At 37.6% G+C, this 17,508-nt stretch carries 17 protein-coding genes; 9 read left to right on the top strand and 8 right to left on the bottom strand.

Going from position 1 to position 17,508, the window contains the following annotated elements:
- Window positions 1–275 precede the first annotated feature (275 nt).
- The 3 genes from gap to H5968_RS16920 all read left to right on the top strand — a co-directional run bounded on the left by gap (window position 276) and on the right by H5968_RS16920 (window position 4,216).
- Window positions 276–1,289, top strand: a complete 1,014-nt coding sequence (gene gap, locus H5968_RS16930; protein ID WP_096571976.1) for a type I glyceraldehyde-3-phosphate dehydrogenase — start codon at window positions 276–278, stop codon at window positions 1,287–1,289.
- 219 nt (window positions 1,290–1,508) lie between these two features.
- On the top strand, window positions 1,509–2,939 hold the full coding sequence (pyk, locus tag H5968_RS16925; protein ID WP_187040886.1) for a pyruvate kinase: 1,431 nt from the start codon (window positions 1,509–1,511) through the stop codon (window positions 2,937–2,939).
- Between the two features lie 272 nt (window positions 2,940–3,211).
- Window positions 3,212–4,216 (top strand): transaldolase, encoded by a 1,005-nt coding sequence (locus H5968_RS16920; RefSeq protein ID WP_187040884.1) that lies wholly within the window; start codon window positions 3,212–3,214, stop codon window positions 4,214–4,216.
- Window positions 4,217–4,909: 693 nt separating this feature from the next.
- Here H5968_RS16920 and atpC read toward each other — a convergent pair.
- Complete coding sequence (gene atpC, locus H5968_RS16915; RefSeq protein WP_137666418.1) at window positions 4,910–5,323, bottom strand: ATP synthase F1 subunit epsilon; 414 nt, start codon at window positions 5,321–5,323, stop codon at window positions 4,910–4,912.
- A 135-nt stretch (window positions 5,324–5,458) separates the two neighbouring features.
- On the bottom strand, window positions 5,459–6,907 hold the full coding sequence (gene atpD / locus H5968_RS16910) for a F0F1 ATP synthase subunit beta (protein WP_137666417.1): 1,449 nt from the start codon (window positions 6,905–6,907) through the stop codon (window positions 5,459–5,461).
- Window positions 6,908–7,113: 206 nt separating this feature from the next.
- On the opposite strand from atpD, the gene H5968_RS25795 reads away from it, so the two are divergent.
- Together H5968_RS25795 and H5968_RS16900 are read left to right on the top strand one after the other, a co-directional pair.
- Entirely contained in the window at window positions 7,114–7,407 is a 294-nt protein-coding gene (locus H5968_RS25795) for a hypothetical protein (RefSeq protein WP_255427169.1), read from the top strand.
- A gap of 219 nt (window positions 7,408–7,626) precedes the next feature.
- Window positions 7,627–7,905 (top strand): DUF6516 family protein, encoded by a 279-nt coding sequence (locus H5968_RS16900; RefSeq protein ID WP_255427168.1) that lies wholly within the window; start codon window positions 7,627–7,629, stop codon window positions 7,903–7,905.
- Window positions 7,906–7,913: 8 nt separating this feature from the next.
- Here H5968_RS16900 and H5968_RS16895 read toward each other — a convergent pair whose 3' ends face one another.
- Window positions 7,914–8,168: a TIGR03643 family protein gene (locus H5968_RS16895; protein WP_096571985.1), complete on the bottom strand. Its 255-nt coding sequence runs from the start codon at window positions 8,166–8,168 to the stop codon at window positions 7,914–7,916.
- A 401-nt stretch (window positions 8,169–8,569) separates the two neighbouring features.
- On the opposite strand from H5968_RS16895, the gene H5968_RS16890 reads away from it, so the two are divergent.
- Together H5968_RS16890 and H5968_RS16885 are read left to right on the top strand one after the other, a co-directional pair.
- Complete coding sequence (locus H5968_RS16890) at window positions 8,570–9,388, top strand: SirB1 family protein (RefSeq protein WP_187040883.1); 819 nt, start codon at window positions 8,570–8,572, stop codon at window positions 9,386–9,388.
- Between the two features lie 220 nt (window positions 9,389–9,608).
- The gene (locus H5968_RS16885; protein ID WP_096571987.1) at window positions 9,609–9,902 is read left to right on the top strand and encodes a hypothetical protein; all 294 of its coding nucleotides are present in this window, start codon (window positions 9,609–9,611) and stop codon (window positions 9,900–9,902) included.
- A 106-nt stretch (window positions 9,903–10,008) separates the two neighbouring features.
- Here the strand turns inward: H5968_RS16885 and H5968_RS16880 are convergent, their stop codons facing one another.
- A complete protein-coding gene (locus H5968_RS16880) occupies window positions 10,009–10,593 on the bottom strand; it encodes a cytochrome b (RefSeq protein WP_187040882.1) in 585 nt (194 codons plus the stop codon).
- Window positions 10,594–10,726: 133 nt separating this feature from the next.
- The gene (locus H5968_RS16875; RefSeq protein ID WP_187040881.1) at window positions 10,727–11,287 is read right to left on the bottom strand and encodes a Uma2 family endonuclease; all 561 of its coding nucleotides are present in this window, start codon (window positions 11,285–11,287) and stop codon (window positions 10,727–10,729) included.
- 155 nt (window positions 11,288–11,442) lie between these two features.
- Here H5968_RS16875 and H5968_RS16870 point away from each other — a divergent pair, with 155 nt between their 5' ends.
- Together H5968_RS16870 and H5968_RS16865 are read left to right on the top strand one after the other, a co-directional pair.
- Window positions 11,443–12,075, top strand: a complete 633-nt coding sequence (locus H5968_RS16870) for a hypothetical protein (protein WP_187040880.1) — start codon at window positions 11,443–11,445, stop codon at window positions 12,073–12,075.
- A 285-nt stretch (window positions 12,076–12,360) separates the two neighbouring features.
- Entirely contained in the window at window positions 12,361–12,924 is a 564-nt protein-coding gene (locus tag H5968_RS16865) for a Uma2 family endonuclease (protein WP_187040879.1), read from the top strand.
- A gap of 82 nt (window positions 12,925–13,006) precedes the next feature.
- Here the strand turns inward: H5968_RS16865 and H5968_RS16860 are convergent, their stop codons facing one another.
- From H5968_RS16860 to bchH, 3 genes are all read right to left on the bottom strand, one after another.
- Complete coding sequence (locus H5968_RS16860) at window positions 13,007–13,234, bottom strand: type II toxin-antitoxin system HicA family toxin (RefSeq protein WP_187040878.1); 228 nt, start codon at window positions 13,232–13,234, stop codon at window positions 13,007–13,009.
- Window positions 13,235–13,447: 213 nt separating this feature from the next.
- Entirely contained in the window at window positions 13,448–13,660 is a 213-nt protein-coding gene (locus tag H5968_RS16855) for a type II toxin-antitoxin system HicB family antitoxin (protein WP_187040877.1), read from the bottom strand.
- 100 nt (window positions 13,661–13,760) lie between these two features.
- Window positions 13,761–17,507: a magnesium chelatase subunit H gene (gene bchH, locus H5968_RS16850; protein WP_187040876.1), complete on the bottom strand. Its 3,747-nt coding sequence runs from the start codon at window positions 17,505–17,507 to the stop codon at window positions 13,761–13,763.
- Window position 17,508 lies beyond the last annotated feature (1 nt).

Raw genomic sequence — 17,508 nt, 5'->3', positions numbered from 1 at the left:
GTCTTTGACAATCTTGGGAAATGAATTTATAATCATGATCAAATCAATATTTTGATATAGCTTGCTCAAATTTTAATATATTTTGGGCTATTTTTATCACAGATTTCTTAACATTCAACACTTCTGCCAATTACCAATTACCAATTACCAAACATTAAAATATACCAAATAAATCAGCTTTATGACTTTTTTTACTGTAAGAATCAGCTAAGTCAGAGTAGAATTAATCTGGCCAATTTTCTCTGGTTAAATCTCTACAAACAGGAGGTTAAATTTTGGCTAAGTTGAAAGTCGCTATTAACGGTTTTGGGCGGATCGGTCGTTTGGTACTCCGTGCGGGTATTAATAATCCTAACATTGAATTTGTGGGGATTAATGACTTAGTACCACCGGATAATTTGGCTTATCTTTTAAAGTACGACTCCACACACGGTAAGTTAAAAGGTAAGGTGGAAGCTAGGGAAGATGGCATGGTAATTGATGGGCATTTTATCCCCTGTGTTTCTGTCAGAAATCCCGCAGAATTACCTTGGGGTAAATTAGGTGTAGATTATGTTGTGGAATCTACAGGACTTTTCACTGATTATGCTGGGGCGGAAAATCACTTAAAAGCTGGTGCAAAAAAAGTTGTGATTTCTGCACCTACAAAAGATCCTGAAAAAGTGAAAACAATGGTGATGGGTGTAAACCATCAATCCTATGATCCTGCAAAGGATTTAATTGTTTCCAATGCTAGTTGTACTACAAATTGTTTAGCGCCAATTGCTAAAGTTATTAATGATAACTTTGGTTTGGCTGAAGGTTTGATGACTACAGTTCATGCGATGACTGCTACTCAACCTACAGTAGACGGACCAAGTAAAAAAGACTGGCGCGGTGGTAGAGGTGCGGCTCAAAATATTATTCCTTCTTCCACTGGTGCGGCTAAAGCTGTGGCTTTGGTTTTACCAGAGTTGAAAGGTAAGTTGACAGGGATGGCTTTTAGAGTTCCTACCCCTGATGTTTCGGTAGTTGACTTAACTTTCAAAACTGTCAAATCTACAAGTTACAAAGAAATTTGTGCAGCAATGAAAAAAGCTGCTGAGGGTGAGTTAGCAGGTATTTTGGGTTATACCGATGAAGAAGTAGTTTCTACAGATTTTCAAGGTGATGCCCACTCTAGCATTTTTGATGCAGGTGCAGGAATTGAATTAAATTCTAACTTCTTTAAAGTTGTCTCTTGGTATGACAACGAATGGGGTTACTCTAACCGTGTTGTTGATTTGATGTTGTCAATGGCAAATAGGTGATTGGGGACTGGTGACTGGTGATTGGGGATTGGGCTATTTTGGATTTTGGATTGTTTTTGTTATCTCCAATCTAAAATCTAAAATCTAAAATCTAAAATTTCTCTGCCTCCCTACCTCCCCATCTCTTCCCAGTCACCAGTCACTAATCACCAATCCCCAGTCCCCAGTATGGGCTTAACGAGGTTGCACTACCTAGACCGTTACCCCCTACTTTTTATGATGCGTCGAACCAAGATTATCTGTACTGTTGGTCCTGCTACTGCTGCACCGGAAAAGCTGCAAGCTTTGGTGGAAGCGGGAATGAATATGGCTCGGTTGAATTTCTCGCATGGTGCTTATGAAGCTCACGCTCAAACTTTTCACCATTTACGACGCATTAGTGATGAGTTAAAAAGACCTGTTGCGATTATGCAGGATTTGTGTGGTCCGAAAATTCGTTTGGGGAAGTTACCACCGGAAGGTTTGATGCTGGAAGCTGGGAGTGAGGTGACTTTTCTGTTACAGGAAAAGGGGGAAAATATTGATGAACTTCCCCTACCTCTACCTACTTTATTTGCAATGATCCGACCTGGTGAACCAGTTATGATTAATGATGGTCGGGTGAAATTAACTGTAACCAGTCGTGATGCTGATAAAATTCGCGCTCATGTGGATATTGGGGGGTTGATTTCTTCTCATAAGGGTGTAAATTTACCTGCTACTCCTTTACCTGTGAGTTCCATTACAGAAAAGGATTTGCAGGATTTACGGTTTGGGATTCAATTGGGTGTAGACTGGGTAGCGGTTTCTTTTGTGCGATCGCCCCAAGACCTAGAACCGGCAAAACGCATGATTGAAGCCGCTGGTTCTAAAATCCGTCTGATTGCCAAAATTGAACGCCCAGAAGCTGTCGCCCAGTTAAATGACATCCTACAAGTTGCTGATGCGATTATGATTGCCCGTGGTGATTTGGGAGTAGAAATGCCTATTCACCAAGTGCCATTAATTCAAAAAGATATCACTCGTCTCTGTAATTTGATGGGTAAGCCTGTGATTACAGCTACGCAGATGTTAGAGTCGATGATTAGCGCCCCTGACCCCACTCGCGCCGAAGCAACGGATGTGGCTAATTCCATTTTGGATGGTACAGATGCGGTGATGTTGTCGGGAGAAACTGCCGTGGGTGAATATCCCATTGCGGCGGTACAAACAATGCACAATATCGCTTTGCAAACGGAAAAAGCATTGCCAGCGGGTGCTAAACATACCTGGAATCATGAAGCCGGTCGTCTGAGTGTTACAGAATCAGTTGCCCAAGCGGTTTGTCGCATTGCTTATGAAACAGGTGCTAAGGCGATTCTTTGTAATACAACTTCTGGAAATACGGCTAGATTGATTTCTAAATATCGTCCTCTGACACCAATTATTACCCTGACTTCTGAACCCATTGCCTATCGTCAGTTGGCTTTATCTTGGGGTGTAGAACCTTTGTTAATCAACCCTGTTCATCATGCAGAGGAGATGTTTACCAATGTGGTTAACACAGTGGTAGAAAATGGTTTTGTGCAAAAAGGTGACAAAGTTGTAATTACCTCTGGAGTACCAATTGGTATGTCAGGAACAACCAGTTTAATCAAAGTGCATTCTATTGGACAGCCTATTACAGCTTGAGACGTTTAAAATAGGGCTGAGGCTGGAACTTTTCTCTTCCTGCTCAAAAATTCTCAACTTCATTCCTTCTCTTCCTTTGTGTACTTTGCGTACTTTGCGGTTAATAAATCAAAAAAAGTTGGCAACTGCACACCTGAGAGGAATGATTTAGTAAAGTAAGGTTAGGCAATTATTAAGAAAAGTTGCCAAAATCAGAATCGTATGCAAAATCAAAGAGTTTAAATAATTGGGGATTGGTAAATCCTACACCAAAAAAATTTACGGAGTATGTTATGGCTAAAAATTTACTGGAACAGTTGCGGGAAGTAACCGTTGTTGTGGCGGATACTGGAGATATCCAAGCAATTGAAAAGTTTAAACCCCAGGACGCTACTACCAATCCTTCTTTGATTACTGCGGCGGCACAAATGCCGGAATATCAAGATATTGTTGACCAAACTTTAATTAAAGCGAAAAAAGATGCTGGTACTAAGGCTACCCAAGCCGAGGTAGTTTCTTTAGCTTTTGACCGTTTGGCGGTTTCTTTTGGTTTGAAAATTCTGCAAATTATCCCCGGTCGTGTTTCTACTGAAGTAGATGCACGGTTATCCTATGATACTGATGCTACAGTGGCTAAAGCTAGAGATTTGATTGCTCAATATAAAGCTGCGGGTATTTCTAAGGAACGGGTTTTAATTAAAATTGCTGCGACTTGGGAAGGTATCAAGGCTGCGGAAATTTTGGAAAAAGAAGGTATTCACTGTAACTTAACTTTGTTGTTTGGTGTTCACCAAGCGATCGCCTGTGCTGAAGCTGGTGTCACTCTGATTTCTCCTTTTGTGGGTCGTATTCTTGACTGGTATAAAAAAGATACCGGACGGGACAGCTATCCTTCCGCAGAAGACCCCGGTGTATTGTCTGTAACCAAGATTTATAACTACTACAAAAAGTTTGGTTATAAAACTGAAGTTATGGGTGCTAGTTTCCGTAACATTGGCGAAATTACAGAGTTAGCTGGTTGTGATTTGTTAACTATTTCTCCTGGTTTATTATCAGAATTGCAAAATACTGTGGGTGAGTTACCCCGCAAACTTGATCCTGCTAAAGTTGCAGGTTTATCTATTGAAAAAATCTCTGTTGATAAAGCGACCTTTGATAAGATGCACGCTGCTGACCGGATGGCATCTGATAAACTTTCTGAAGGTATTGATGGTTTCACTAAGGCTTTAATTACTTTAGAGCAATTATTGGCTGAAAGATTGGAACGTCTGGAAAAAGAAATGGTAGCTGCTGGTTAAGGGTAATTATTAGATGATTTAGATGATTTAGGTGATTTAGATCCCCTGTTTCTTGAAGAAACCGGGGATCTGTTTTTTTGTTGGCATGGGGGAAATAACCTTTGGTAATTCTGCAAAACCTTACTAGCTTTTATCGACGGATTAGATGGATTACGCAGATTGCACGGATTAAGTTATCTGTTACAGTATTTGATAATTAAAGGTAATTAAAATCTGTGTAATCCGTGTTCAGATGTTTTATGTTCGTATCAGCCTTTTAAATTCTAAACCCCATTTAATCCGTGTTCAAATTCATTATTTATAGATTATGGAAGGATTTTAGAATTTGAAGCACGCGATAGAGTTCATTACTTGATCGCTTAAAAAGTGAAAAATCATCAGAAAGATCGTATTGCGATTGTTGCAGCTTGACAAACATAAGATTTTAAATAGAAAGCGATCGCGTGATTTTTCATCTCGTAATATATCTTTCTTAGCATCTTTTTTATTATCTGATTCATCATCTAAATAAAAAGCTGGCTGATATCCTGATAACATTGGTGGAAAATGATCAAACAATCAGATGATCATCACCGGGTGTCAAGACGAGAATACGGTTACAAACTTAACATTATATTTTTAAACATCATAATCAAACAATAAACAAGGGTAGGCTAATTGCCTACCCTATTTATCGTCCATTTCAGGATTGAGTTACACCAAACCGCCAGCAGCTTGAAAACGAGCGCGAGCGCGTTTAAAGGCTTGAGTGGCTTGGATTTGAGCTTGTCTATCCCCTGCGGGAACTTGGTTTAATTTGGTTTGTGCTTGGTTGAAAGCTGTGCGGGCTTCTTCTAAATTAATAGCGTCCCCACGTTCAGCACCATTTACTAGAACGGTAACTTCATCTTCATCAACTTCAGCAAAACCACCCAAAAGGGCGATCGCTTGCCAGTTAGCAGTTTTGTTGGCACGAACCCGCATTACACCTGTATCCAATGCTGTCAACATGGGAGCGTGTCCACTTAAAACACCCAACTGACCAGTAGTGCTAGGTAAAATTACTTCATCAGCGGGAGCATCCCAAACAGTTTTGTCTGGGGAAATTACACGAACGGTCAGAGTCATATTCTTTTAGTTTCTACTTAATTATTGGTGATTGGTGATTGGTGATTGGTAATTGGTAATTGGTAATTGGTAGTTGGGAGAATTTCTTACCCATTACCCATTACCTATTACCCATTACCTATTACCCATTACCTATTAACCTTTGAGCTTTTGGGCTTTAGCGATCGCTTCGTTGATATCGCCTACCAAGTAGAAAGCTTGCTCTGGCAGATCATCCAATTCACCAGATAAAATTCTTTGGAAACCTTTGATGGTGTCTTCCAATTTCACATATTTACCAGGAGAACCGGTAAATACTTCTGCTACGAAGAAGGGCTGAGACAAGAAACGCTCAATCTTACGAGCGCGTGCTACGGTGAGACGGTCTTCTTCAGACAATTCATCTAGACCTAAGATAGCAATGATGTCTTGTAATTCTTTGTAACGTTGTAAGGTAGACTGAACAGCACGTGCAGTATCATAGTGTTCTTTACCTACAATATTGGGTTGCAACATTGTGGAAGTAGAACCCAGAGGATCTACCGCAGGGTAAATACCTTTAGCTGCCAAACCACGAGACAATACTGTTGTACCGTCCAAGTGAGCGAAGGTTGTAGCGGGTGCGGGGTCGGTCAAGTCGTCCGCAGGTACATATACAGCTTGAATAGAAGTAATAGAACCTTCGGTTGTGGAGGTAATACGCTCTTGTAGCGCACCTACGTCAGTACCAAGAGTGGGCTGATATCCTACCGCAGAAGGCATCCGTCCCAACAGCGCAGATACTTCAGAACCAGCTTGTACGAACCGGAAAATGTTGTCAACAAACAACAGTACGTCTTGCTTGTTCACATCACGGAAGTATTCAGCCATTGTCAAACCAGACAAACCAACCCGCATTCTAGCTCCCGGTGGTTCGTTCATTTGACCATATACTAGAGCAATTTTAGATTCGTTGAGGTTATCTTTGTTAATAACCCCAGATTCGATCATTTCGTTGTAGAGGTCATTACCTTCGCGGGTTCTTTCACCTACACCAGCGAATACAGACACACCACCGTGTTGAGTAGCGATGTTGTTGATCAATTCCATCATGATCACGGTTTTACCAACACCAGCACCGCCGAACAGACCGATTTTACCACCACGACGGTAGGGAGTTAACAAGTCCACAACCTTGATCCCGGTTTCAAACACAGAAGGCTTGGTTTCCAATTCTGTGAGTTTGGGGGCTTCGCGGTGAATAGGTAAGGTTTCGCTGTTGTTTACAGGACCTTGATTATCTACAGGTTCGCCTAAAACGTTAAAAATACGTCCTAATGTAGCTTTACCTACGGGTACGCTGATGGGTGCGCCGGTGTCAACAACTTCTAAACCACGGGTTAAACCGTCGGTGCTGCTCATCGCAACGGCTCTAACTTGGTTATCGCCTAAAAGCTGCTGTACTTCAACGGTGAGGTTGATTTCTTGTCCAGCTTCGTTAGTGCCTTTGATGGTCAAAGCGTTGTAGATTTGGGGTAATTTACCGCCGGGGAACTTAACGTCTACAACCGGACCAATTACTTGGGTAATGTAACCTATGTTTGTTTTTTCTGCGGTGGTGACCATGCTGCGCCTAATGAATGAAGCTATTTTTCAGAGTTGGTCTTCAAAGACCTAAGATCAAGCAATATCATCTTTTAGGTTAGCACTGAATGATCCCATCTTTTCCTTAAATTCATTATTAAAACTAAATGCTGATAGATGCTAACAAATGCTAATATACGATAAAATATACTAAATTATATCCCCTGCTTATTAGAGAAGTCTGCGATGTGGGTACGGGTACAAACAATGCTAAATTGATATATTATCATAGAATTAGTAAAGTTTTATTAATCAGTAATCAGGAATTAAAAGTAATCATGACAACTCAAGCAGAAATAATCAATCAATTAAAAGTCCTAGAAGCACTTTCTCAACAAGGAGGATATAGTGATATTTTAGCTTCATCACTCAGAAAGATTATTCATCAAGAAAGAGAACATATTCAACAGCAAATCAGAGAATTAGAAAGCGATTTGCAAGTATTTGAGCAGCGTTATCAATTATCATCTGTGGAGTTTTAAGCTGTTGTGCATTTAATTTGTATAAGTGGAACAGGCATCTTGTCTGTTAAACAAGAGTTCAGAATATTAGGATTATACAATTTAGCTGTGTAACAGTTTATCAACAATTTAAAGCTGGTAAATTAGGAGATGAAGTTGATTTTGTGGAATGGAGTGCTTTTTATCAAATGTGGTCTGATTTACAAAGTCGTTTAGCGTTACTTCAATCTTAATTTGAATATGATTGTTGAGGATTATTTTACAGAAATAAAAGCTAAACTAATTACCAGTTCGATAATTGATAAAATTGAGATTGTCAAAGAAAGAGCATTATCTGATCAAGGTTATTTTCGGGCAAGATTGAATTTAACGAATGGTGACTTTTTAGAAGTGGTGGAATTTTTTAAAGTACAGGGAGATCAATGTATTACAGAAACCTATCGTTATCAATGGATCGATGGTACTAGAACCCAGTTAAGAAAAAGATGGGATAATGTAGATCACCCCCCCTTTTTTTAAGCTGTATTTCATGTTCTTTGATTTTGGGATTTAAACCTACCTGCAATAAATTCTCGCTTTTGCAGATGTTTGGTTTTGCGTTGAGTAACTCTTTCTCTCCACATCTGGAAACTAGAAGATTTCATTTCTCTTCTCATCAAGGCTATTACCTGCTTTTCTAAAAGTCCAAATTGTGCTTCTATAGCTTCAAATGGGGTTCTATCTTCCCAAGCCATTTCGATAATACGATCTATAGTTTCAGTGTTTAAATCAGGTAATTTCATAAGTTGACAGATGTGGAGAACTAGACAAAGATCTTATTTTAGTATATTTGGTATATGTTGATCATACATGATCAATTAATAGACATCTCCACAATAGAATGTATTAATTTGTCATAAGTTGTAGGGGCGAAGTAGGGGCGAAGCATTCGAGCGATTAATGATCGGTATTCACCAAAGGATATTTTCCGAATGCTTCGCCCTTACAGGGCGATAATTTAACGGAAAAATCAGACATCTAGATATCCCATAAGCTTCGCCCTGCCCCCATAAATAAGTTCCATAATTTCTTTTCTGGAGATGTCTAATGAAACAACTGGTAAAAATACGATTTTGAGATCCGATCGCTCCCAACTGCCTCAAATGCCTTAAAATAAGAGTATGTCGCCTCATACCTACTGCTTATGAACTTCTCGTCAGCACGTCAATATTTTTACCAAGAAATCCAGCAACCTGACGAGTCTATCAACCTGGCCAGGGCTGCTTTATATATCGCCCAGGAAGAATATCCCAATCTTGATCCAGAAGAATACTTAAACGCCCTAGATATAATGGCAACAGATTTAGAGGAGCGTTTACCATCTTCCCGCTATCCGCTGCGGATGATTCAAAGTATAAACCAGTATTTATACGATGAATTAGGTTTTACAGGTAATAAAATTGATTATTATGATCCGCGTAATAGTTTTTTTAATGATGTCATAGAACGCAAAACCGGGATTCCTATTACTTTAGCGTTAGTTTACATGGAGGTAGGAAAACGCATTGACTTTCCAATGGTGGGCATAGGAATGCCTGGACATTTTTTAATCCGTCCCGATATTGCAGACATTGAGATTTTTGTGGATGCTTTTAATGGTGGTGAGGTGATGTTTCCTCAAGACTGTCAAGAAAGACTATCTCAAATTTATCAGCAATCGGTGACATTACAACCAGAATTTTTAGCTGTGGTTAGTAAGCGGCAGTTTTTGGCGAGGATGCTGACAAATTTGAAGTATATTTATTTAAATCGCCAAGATTTAGAAAAAACCCTATCTGTGGTAGAAAGAATTTTGTTGTTGTTTCCTGGTGTGAGTTTAGAATTAAGAGACAGAGGTTTGCTTTATTATCAACTTGGTTACTTTACCCAAGCAGTAGAGGATCTGCAAATTTATTTAACTAAAGTTCCTGAAGCCGAAGATGCTAATGTAATTCGGCAATTACTAAGTAAGTTGGATAGTTGACAGTTGATAGTTGATAGTTGATAATTCTTAACAAAGAATAAATATGGGATTTTTCTCAACTTCTGGACTAAATCTAATCAGTAAGTGTTTCAAAATATACATATTTTTGTTAACACATAAACGTTATTTTTAATACGAAAAGATAAGTAAATATACTATTGCGTTTTCTGTCTCATCAGCATACTATGTAGCGCAATAAGTTTTTGTTATCTAAACCATCATGAAATCTATTCTGCAAACCTACATAGAGAAAGAGATATGGTTGTTAATCAGAGATAAATGGTATTTGGCAACAATTATCGGGGTTGTAGATGACTTATTGTGGTTTAAACACAGAACGCACAACAAAGAGACAGAAGAAGATACTTTGTGGGAAATGGTGGTGAAAATCAGTGAAGTCATTGCTATTGATAAAGTGATATCTGTAATGAGTAGAAAACCAGATGTATTTATGTCTAGGTTATTGGAAGCAGATAACACGATACATAATAATCAACAGGAACATGAACAATAATCAGCTAATTATGTAAGGAGTCAAGAGTCAGGAGTTGCTTTCCTTCCTTCCTATCCCCTATTCTCACTGATAACTGATAATTGTAAAACTCAGAAAACTTGCGTCATTAGTTACTAGATAAATTATTCCCAAGTGTGATAGTTTTGGTAAATTTACGCCAAAGCGATCGCACTACTTTTTTTTGTTGAATTGAGTGTAAAATAATAAAAACCAAAAATGTGTAAGCTAACCAAAAATGTAAACTTCTACCGACTTCCACCATTGCCGAATTTTGGGGAAACATATCAGGTAACAGAATACCAAAAACTTTAACATTATTACTTTTAAAAGAATTAGAAAGTAAGAAACCCGTAACAGGAACAACCCACATAAAGATATACAAACTGGTATGAAGGGCGACAGTTTTTAACCATTCGGGAGTAAATTGAGGAAATCTTTTTGTATATTTACGCCACCAAACCCGCAACAATACTAAAATTCGCCAAGTGAGAATGGCCATTGTTAAAGCACCAATTGATTTGTGAAAATCGTAAAGAGAAGGACGAATAAAAACCTCTCTTGGCAACCTGGACATAATTGTACCAGTTAAAAATAGGATTAAATAACCAATTGACATCCACCAATGGATAGACATGAGGTGTTTAAATGCGGAATTTTGTCTAGGTTTAGAGGGTGTATTAGTTGAAATCATATATTATGATTGATTTTTATCTATGATTATGAACATTTGTAAATTTAGTTTAGCAAGGATTTAAGTTATACGCTTGTATTTTGGGGTTAAGGTAGATTGAAGGTAGTGGAAAATCTCGCTAGGTAGGTATCTACTATAAAAAACTTACATCTTCATATAAATCATTCATATTTCCCTGAAAATTAATACTTTGCAGTTCAAAAGATGATTGTGTATAAGATTGTAATACCCATAAACCTTGATCATTACACCGAAAACAATCTACTTGAGGTTTTTTGACATCAATTAAAACGTATTCTTGTAAAGTTTCGATATTTTGATAGTCTTTAAATTTATCACCCCGATCAAATGCTTCTGTAGAATCAGATAATATTTCAATTATTAAACAGGGGAATTTTTTATAATTTAATAATCCTTTATCTCTTTCATCACAAGTAACCATCACATCAGGATAGTAAAAACGATTGATGGTTTCTATTCTGGTTTTCATGTCAGTAAAAAAAACTCGACATCCACTACCACGAATGTGATTCCGAATGAGAGTAAAAATATTACCTGTTACTGTAATATGAGGATCTGACGCACCAGCCATTGCGTAGATGTAACCGTTGATGTATTCATGTTTGACGGGGCTTTTTTCTTCCAGTGCTAAATATTGTTCGGGAGTGATGTAAATATCGTGATTTGCGATCATATATTTAATGTGTTTATTACATAATTTTATCTTTTATTATAGTCGGTTTATTGCCAATTTTGTCAAAATACTGATTTTAGGACTCAAGATTATGTATTTTTGAGTTAAAATAGTTTTAGGAAGGCACATAATGTCACCATAAAGGTAGATAAGGTATGGTATACAGCTTTACATTCCCCCAAGAGATTATTGATAGCATCCGGGAAAGGATAGAAGTTCTGGAAAGATGCTTAAATGATCCTAACCCGCAAGATGAAAAAATGGCAGAAATGATTGAATTTGCTAATCTTCGACAAATATCTGTTATTCAACTAAAGGAGGAATTAGAAAAGTTAATTGAAAAGTTGGTTAAGAAAAGCAAACTATATCAGGTAATTTGTGAAAAATCAACCAAGGGTGAATTACCTTGGTTACTGTATGTAAAGTATTATTTTATAATGAAAGAAAGTATAGATATAGAATTTATAGACTTTGATTTATACTTAATTACAAAAAATCAAGAAGTCTTTAAAATAATAACTATCAATATTGTAGAACAATTTAATCAATCTAAAATAGAAAATGTAGATATTGTAGATAAAGATTTTTATAAATTGTCCATTATTAGGGAATCTTTAAAACATTTACTACAGTCGCTTATCAAAGCTGGTTTAAAGACAAAAATTTTCACAGAACAAGAAATTAATGCTTTTAACTTAGGAAATATCACCCCCCAAGAATCAGAAGCTATGCTGATTTCTTTAGCATCTACAAAAAAATGGGATTATGTGTATAGAAAACTGGCATAATCCTAAATTCATTCATAAAAAGGATGTATTAAGTATACATAAAAAGCAGATTAACCTATATGGTGGATCAAAAGGTATCCGCATAACCCTTTAAAATTAGCAGGACTTACGCAAAAGAGAACGAAAGTAGGGGTAATACCCTTCGGGAAACAAGCTACATGAATTACCCCTACGCAAGAATAAGGTTTTTAGTCATCTTACGTAAGTCCTAATGAGAACGGAAAAAATCTACTTGAAGTTTTTACATCAAAAAAAACATATTACTTAAAGGCTAACAGTAGTTAAATGAACACAGTCACCTTAAACCTAGATCCAATTATTCGCCTTACAGATGAACAATTTTACCAACTCTGTATGGCCAATAAAGATGTAAGCTTAGAACTAAATGCAGAAGGAGAGTTAATTATTGTGCCACCAGTAGGAGGAGAAAGCGGCCGTAGTGAAGCCGACTTAAATTTTAAAGTCAGTCTGTGGAATTACCAAACAAAATTAGGGATAGTATTTAGTTCCTCAACAATATTCCGACTTCCCAATGGTGCAAAACGTTCACCTGATGTTGCTTGGATAAAATTAGAACGCTGGGAAGCATTAACAGAAGAAGAACGAAAGAAATTTCCCCCACTTACACCAGACTTTATCATTGAACTGAGATCAGAAACCGATAGATTGAAAACTCTGCAAGAAAAAATGCAGGAATATATAGATAATGGTTTGCGTTTGGGTTGGTTAATTAACCCACAGGATAAAGAAGTAGAAATTTATAGAAGTGGAAAACCTGTAGAAATTGTCCAACTTTCTGCTGTACTTTCTGGAGAAGATGTTTTACCAGGGTTTGAATTACAAATTTGAACCCTAGATTAAAGTCAACTGATTGTTAGATAAAACATTTGGTTGGGTTGCGCGTTGCTTAATCCAACCTACGATTATAATTTTAATTTTCTAAAACATTCATAAATTCTTCTACTGTTATTCCTGCTTTAGCAATAAGACTGCGTAAAGTACCCCGTGCTACTTGATTATGATTAGGTATAGAAAGAGTAGCTGGATGTCCTTCTTTGGTCATAATAATATGACTTCCGCGTTGACGAGAAACTTCCCAGCCAAGTTTTGTAAAAGTTTTAATAACCTCCGCAGGTTTTAATATTGGTACAGATAGCATTATATATATAGGGTTTGCTGAATAAACCTAAAACCTTGATATATCAAAGGTTAGAGGCTGATAAACACAGAAATTAGTGCAAGGGTTTTGAAGGGTATACCGGAAAAAGTGTGCATTTTTTGGGATTTCAAGAGATGGCAAAGAAATTTTCAAATCTCCTCCTGACTCCTGACTCCTGACTCCTGACTCCTATGCCCTCACGGAAAGACTTTCTCAGCAACCCCTATATACTTCCACTTCACGAGTTATTACTGTTAAAGGCATCCCTTTTTCTAACCTAACTTCTAAACATTCCCTAATAGCTTCTTGAATGTTTTCCTGTGCTTCTGCTTCAGTTATTCCTTGACTGACACAACCAGGAATAGAGGGACATTCAACAATAAACATCCCATCTTCATCTTGAAACATAGTAATGATAAATTTCATGATGTTTTTATTTGATTTATCAATTTAATTGTACTGTAAATGTGTTGGGTTGCGCGATGCTTAACCCAACCTACAGTTTAAAATTTGAATCTTGAATTTTCTAAACTGTCACACCTTCTAATTGTTCATCACTCAATTCATACAACTGACGCAATTTTTCCAACCTATTACCATCAGCATTCCATAAACCGCGCCCGTGTGCTTCCAACATTCTACTAACAATATTTCTAAAAGCTTCCGGGTTTGCTTTGCGTAACTTTTCCGCCATTTCTGCATCTAAAGCATAAGTATCCGCAGCTTGTTCATAAACCCAATGATCTCGAAAATCAGCAGTTCCACCCCAACCTATTAAAGCCGTCATTCGTTGGGAAATTTCAAAAGCACCACCAGAACCTTGGTTAGCCATTGCTTCCGCCCATTTAGGATTTAATAACTTAGTTCGGTACTCCATTCTTAACAAATCATCTAAATTTCTAGGGGTGGTATCCTTAGAAAAACTTTCCACAAAACTAGCTGTAACTTTTTTCCCGCTTTGTTGTTCAGCCGCTTTTTTTAAACCTCCAGTATTAGCGTAATATTCCTGAATATCAGTTAAACCATATTCAACAGAATCTATTTCTTGAACAATGCGATCGCTCGTTTTTAATAATGTCTGCAAAACCTCCGGTCTAGCTTGTCCTTTATCCTTCCTTCCATAACTAAAAACATTGCGACTTTCCCAAGTTTTACCCAACTCCTCGCCATTTTCCCAATTACCATCAACCACTCTATCATTAACCAAAGAACCAAAATCGCCAGAGGGGTTAGAAAACAATCTTGCTGAGGAATTTTCCACACCTTGCGCTTTTAATTCTAAAGCGTGTTTTCTAATAAAATTCTGTTCTTCCGGTTCATCAACTTCCGCAGCACGAAGAAACAAATCATCCAATAATTCAATAATATTCACAAAACTATCACGGAAAATACCAGATAGATTTCCTAACACATCAATGCGCGGATGTCCCACCGCAGAAAGAGGTTTTAAATCATATCTTACTATCCTTCCCGTTCCCTCCTTCACAGGTTCAGCACCAACCAATTCTAACAGAATACCAAGAGATTCACCCTTAGTTTTAATAGCATCCAAACCCCACAATAAAACCGCCACAGTTTCAGGATATTTCTGATGTTCTGCTAAATGCTGATCAATAATCTTCCGTGCAATTTCCCTACCTCTTTCATAAGCAGCAGGAGAAGGCATTCTATAAGGATCTAAAGCGTGAATATTTCTCCCAGTAGGTAACACACCCGCCCCATCCCTCAACAAATCTCCACCCGGTGCAGGAGGAATAAACTCACCATTTAAACCCCGCAAAAGATTCGTCAACTCATCAGTAGATTGATTCAACAAACTTGTAATTATTTTCTCTTCTTCTTCTCTTCTTTCTTCGTGTCCTTCGTGCCTTCGTGGTTCGTTTTCTTCTCCAAAAAAAGCATCCAAATAACCCTTTAACTCCTCCTCACTTGGCGCTTCACCTAAAGTATGTAAACCAGAAGAAAACAACCGATTTTCTAACACCTGCAAATACTCATACAACTTCACCAAATAATCATCGAAAGCATGACCACTAAACATCCTGACATTTTCCGGCGTAAAAGCAATACCCAATTTTTTCGCATCATCAAAAGGACAATCAACATCCAAACCAGTATCAACAATTTTCTTACAAATACCTTCTTTTAGCACATAATTCTTCTTTGGATCTTCCCGATATTCTGCTATTAAATCCCGTAAACTTACCAACTCCTTATATAAACCCGCCCGTCCATAAGGCGGCACATTATGAGAAATTAAAACCCCATAACCACGACGTTTAGCTAAAATTGATTCTGAAGGATTATTAGCAGCATAGATATATAAATTCGGTAGATTTCCTAATAATATATCCGACCAAGAATAACCAGTATTTCCTAAAGGTGAACCCGGCAACCATTCCACAGTTCCGTGCATTCCAAAATGGACAATTGCATCAGCTTGAAATTCATTTTGTAACCACTTATAAAAAGCAGCATATTGAGGATGGGGAGTTAAATCTCGTTCAAACATTAACCGCATCGGGTCGCCTTGTATTCCTAAAGGTGGCTGAACACCGATCCAAACATTTCCTAATTTTACACCCCCAAGATGTAATTCATCGCCATAGGTTTTAATTCCTGCACCTGTTAAAGATTTCCATTGTTTTTCAATTTTAGAAGTGCGGAGATATCCTAACCATTTTTCTAATTTTCTAGCATTGACAGTATTAGCATCTGTGGGGAAAGGTTTATCTTTTTCCCAGGTTTCCATTTCTTCATCTATTGCTTTTACTTGTTTAATTAATTCCTCTCCATCTTCAGGAATTTTCCCTACTGTATAACCTTGTTCTTTAAGTGCATGAAGTAATTTAATTAAACTGCGAGGAACATTTAATAAAGCAGCAGTTCCTACAGCACCATAACCAGGAGGAAAACCATATAAAATTATGGCAATTTTTCTTTCTGATGCTAATTTTTGACGTAAGGAAACCCAATTTTTAACTCTATCAATTAACCTTTGTACTCTTTCTGGAACTAAATAAATATCTTCACCAACTAAACCACCTAAAGGTATAGTATCAATTGCCCCATCTAATTCAGGAAGTGCATATAAAACTACACTTTGTAAACCGCCAATTCCTTGACGAGTCCATGAATGAATATCTTGAATTAATAAAGGTGCAGCGACAATATAGGGAATATTTTTAGCAGTTAAAATGCGTTGTGCAACTTCTATTTGTCTTCCCGCTTCCATTGAACCCGCAGGTCCACCAACTAAAGGAAACCCAATTGTAGAAATGATCGCATCAACTTTGACTGCTGCTGAAGAAAGGGAAGGAGTTTCAATATTTCCTTGTTGTCTTTGTTGGGTTTCATAGTCGGTTGTCATCCAGTCACGCACAGCAACATGACCTTCAACTCCGTTAATAAAAATTGGTAAAGGTATTAAACCCGAATCTTCAAATTTTCTGATTAATTGGGGGATATAATTCTGTTTTGTAATGACGTGCTTTCTATAAAGTAAAATTCCGATAACTGGGGACTGGGGACTGGTGACTGGTGACTGGGTAATTTTATTCTTTTCTTTCTCCTGACTCCTGACTCCTGACTCCTGACTCCTTTTTTCATACCACTCCAAATATGCTTTAGGTGATGTAAAATAACCTTGATAATCTGGATGTAATAAACCCATGTTGGGGGTTTCGATAGGTGCAGGAATGTCACCGACTTGTAAAGATAAGTATTTTTCCGCAAGTGTCCAAAATAAAGCTGCTACATTTTCTGTTCCTCCTGCGTTCCAGTAACCGTAGATAATGAGCCAGTTGCGGAGGTCTTGGACTTTTTGTACTGGTACGAATTTTAATAGCTTGGGTCCAATTTTTAAGAAACTTATATAACCTGCGAGTTTGTCTTCTTCTTTACCATTACTGAATTTATCGAGTATGAATTTAACAGGTTTAGGCATTCCTTTAGGTTTATCACCGATAGAAAACACCCCTATTTTCGTTAAACTCATTAATTCTAGTGCTGATTCAAAAATAAGCCGGATGGGAATATTAGCAATATGTTCTCTTAACCATAAAACTTGGTCATAGTCAAATATTAAACTACCGAAAAATACATCAGCACCTTGAAGTGCGGCTTGTACCTCTTCTGGGTTGGTGGTAATATTGCGATCGCTAAAAACGCGAATATCTAACTCAGGACAGCGAGAAACAGCCAAAAAAGCCGCTTTTCGGTACAAATCAGCGTTAAACGATTCAAAACCAGCAATTAAGACAATACGTTTCATG

The organism is Sphaerospermopsis sp. LEGE 00249 (genome assembly GCF_014299995.1).
In the GTDB taxonomy this organism is placed as follows: Bacteria; Cyanobacteriota; Cyanobacteriia; order Cyanobacteriales; family Nostocaceae; genus Sphaerospermopsis; species Sphaerospermopsis kisseleviana.
Note: the sequence above shows the minus strand (reverse complement) of the source record. Positions and strands in the feature narration are given on the sequence as shown.

Bases quoted from the DNA above. Each gene is read 5' to 3' on its own strand.
- atpC (WP_137666418.1), bottom strand. From the start codon at position 5,323: ATGACTCTGACCGTTCGTGTAATTTCCCCAGACAAAACTGTTTGGGAT.
- H5968_RS16900 (WP_255427168.1), top strand. From the start codon at position 7,627: ATGATTGTTGAGGATTATTTTACAGAAATAAAAGCTAAACTAATTACC.
- H5968_RS16865 (WP_187040879.1), top strand. From the start codon at position 12,361: ATGAACACAGTCACCTTAAACCTAGATCCAATTATTCGCCTTACAGAT.
- H5968_RS16885 (WP_096571987.1), top strand. From the start codon at position 9,609: ATGAAATCTATTCTGCAAACCTACATAGAGAAAGAGATATGGTTGTTA.
- H5968_RS16890 (WP_187040883.1), top strand. From the start codon at position 8,570: ATGAACTTCTCGTCAGCACGTCAATATTTTTACCAAGAAATCCAGCAA.
- bchH (WP_187040876.1), bottom strand. From the start codon at position 17,507: ATGAAACGTATTGTCTTAATTGCTGGTTTTGAATCGTTTAACGCTGAT.
- H5968_RS16855 (WP_187040877.1), bottom strand. From the start codon at position 13,660: ATGAAATTTATCATTACTATGTTTCAAGATGAAGATGGGATGTTTATT.
- H5968_RS16870 (WP_187040880.1), top strand. From the start codon at position 11,443: ATGGTATACAGCTTTACATTCCCCCAAGAGATTATTGATAGCATCCGG.
- pyk (WP_187040886.1), top strand. From the start codon at position 1,509: ATGCGTCGAACCAAGATTATCTGTACTGTTGGTCCTGCTACTGCTGCA.
- H5968_RS16895 (WP_096571985.1), bottom strand. From the start codon at position 8,168: ATGAAATTACCTGATTTAAACACTGAAACTATAGATCGTATTATCGAA.
- H5968_RS16880 (WP_187040882.1), bottom strand. From the start codon at position 10,593: ATGATTTCAACTAATACACCCTCTAAACCTAGACAAAATTCCGCATTT.
- atpD (WP_137666417.1), bottom strand. From the start codon at position 6,907: ATGGTCACCACCGCAGAAAAAACAAACATAGGTTACATTACCCAAGTA.
- H5968_RS16875 (WP_187040881.1), bottom strand. From the start codon at position 11,287: ATGATCGCAAATCACGATATTTACATCACTCCCGAACAATATTTAGCA.
- H5968_RS16860 (WP_187040878.1), bottom strand. From the start codon at position 13,234: ATGCTATCTGTACCAATATTAAAACCTGCGGAGGTTATTAAAACTTTT.
- H5968_RS16920 (WP_187040884.1), top strand. From the start codon at position 3,212: ATGGCTAAAAATTTACTGGAACAGTTGCGGGAAGTAACCGTTGTTGTG.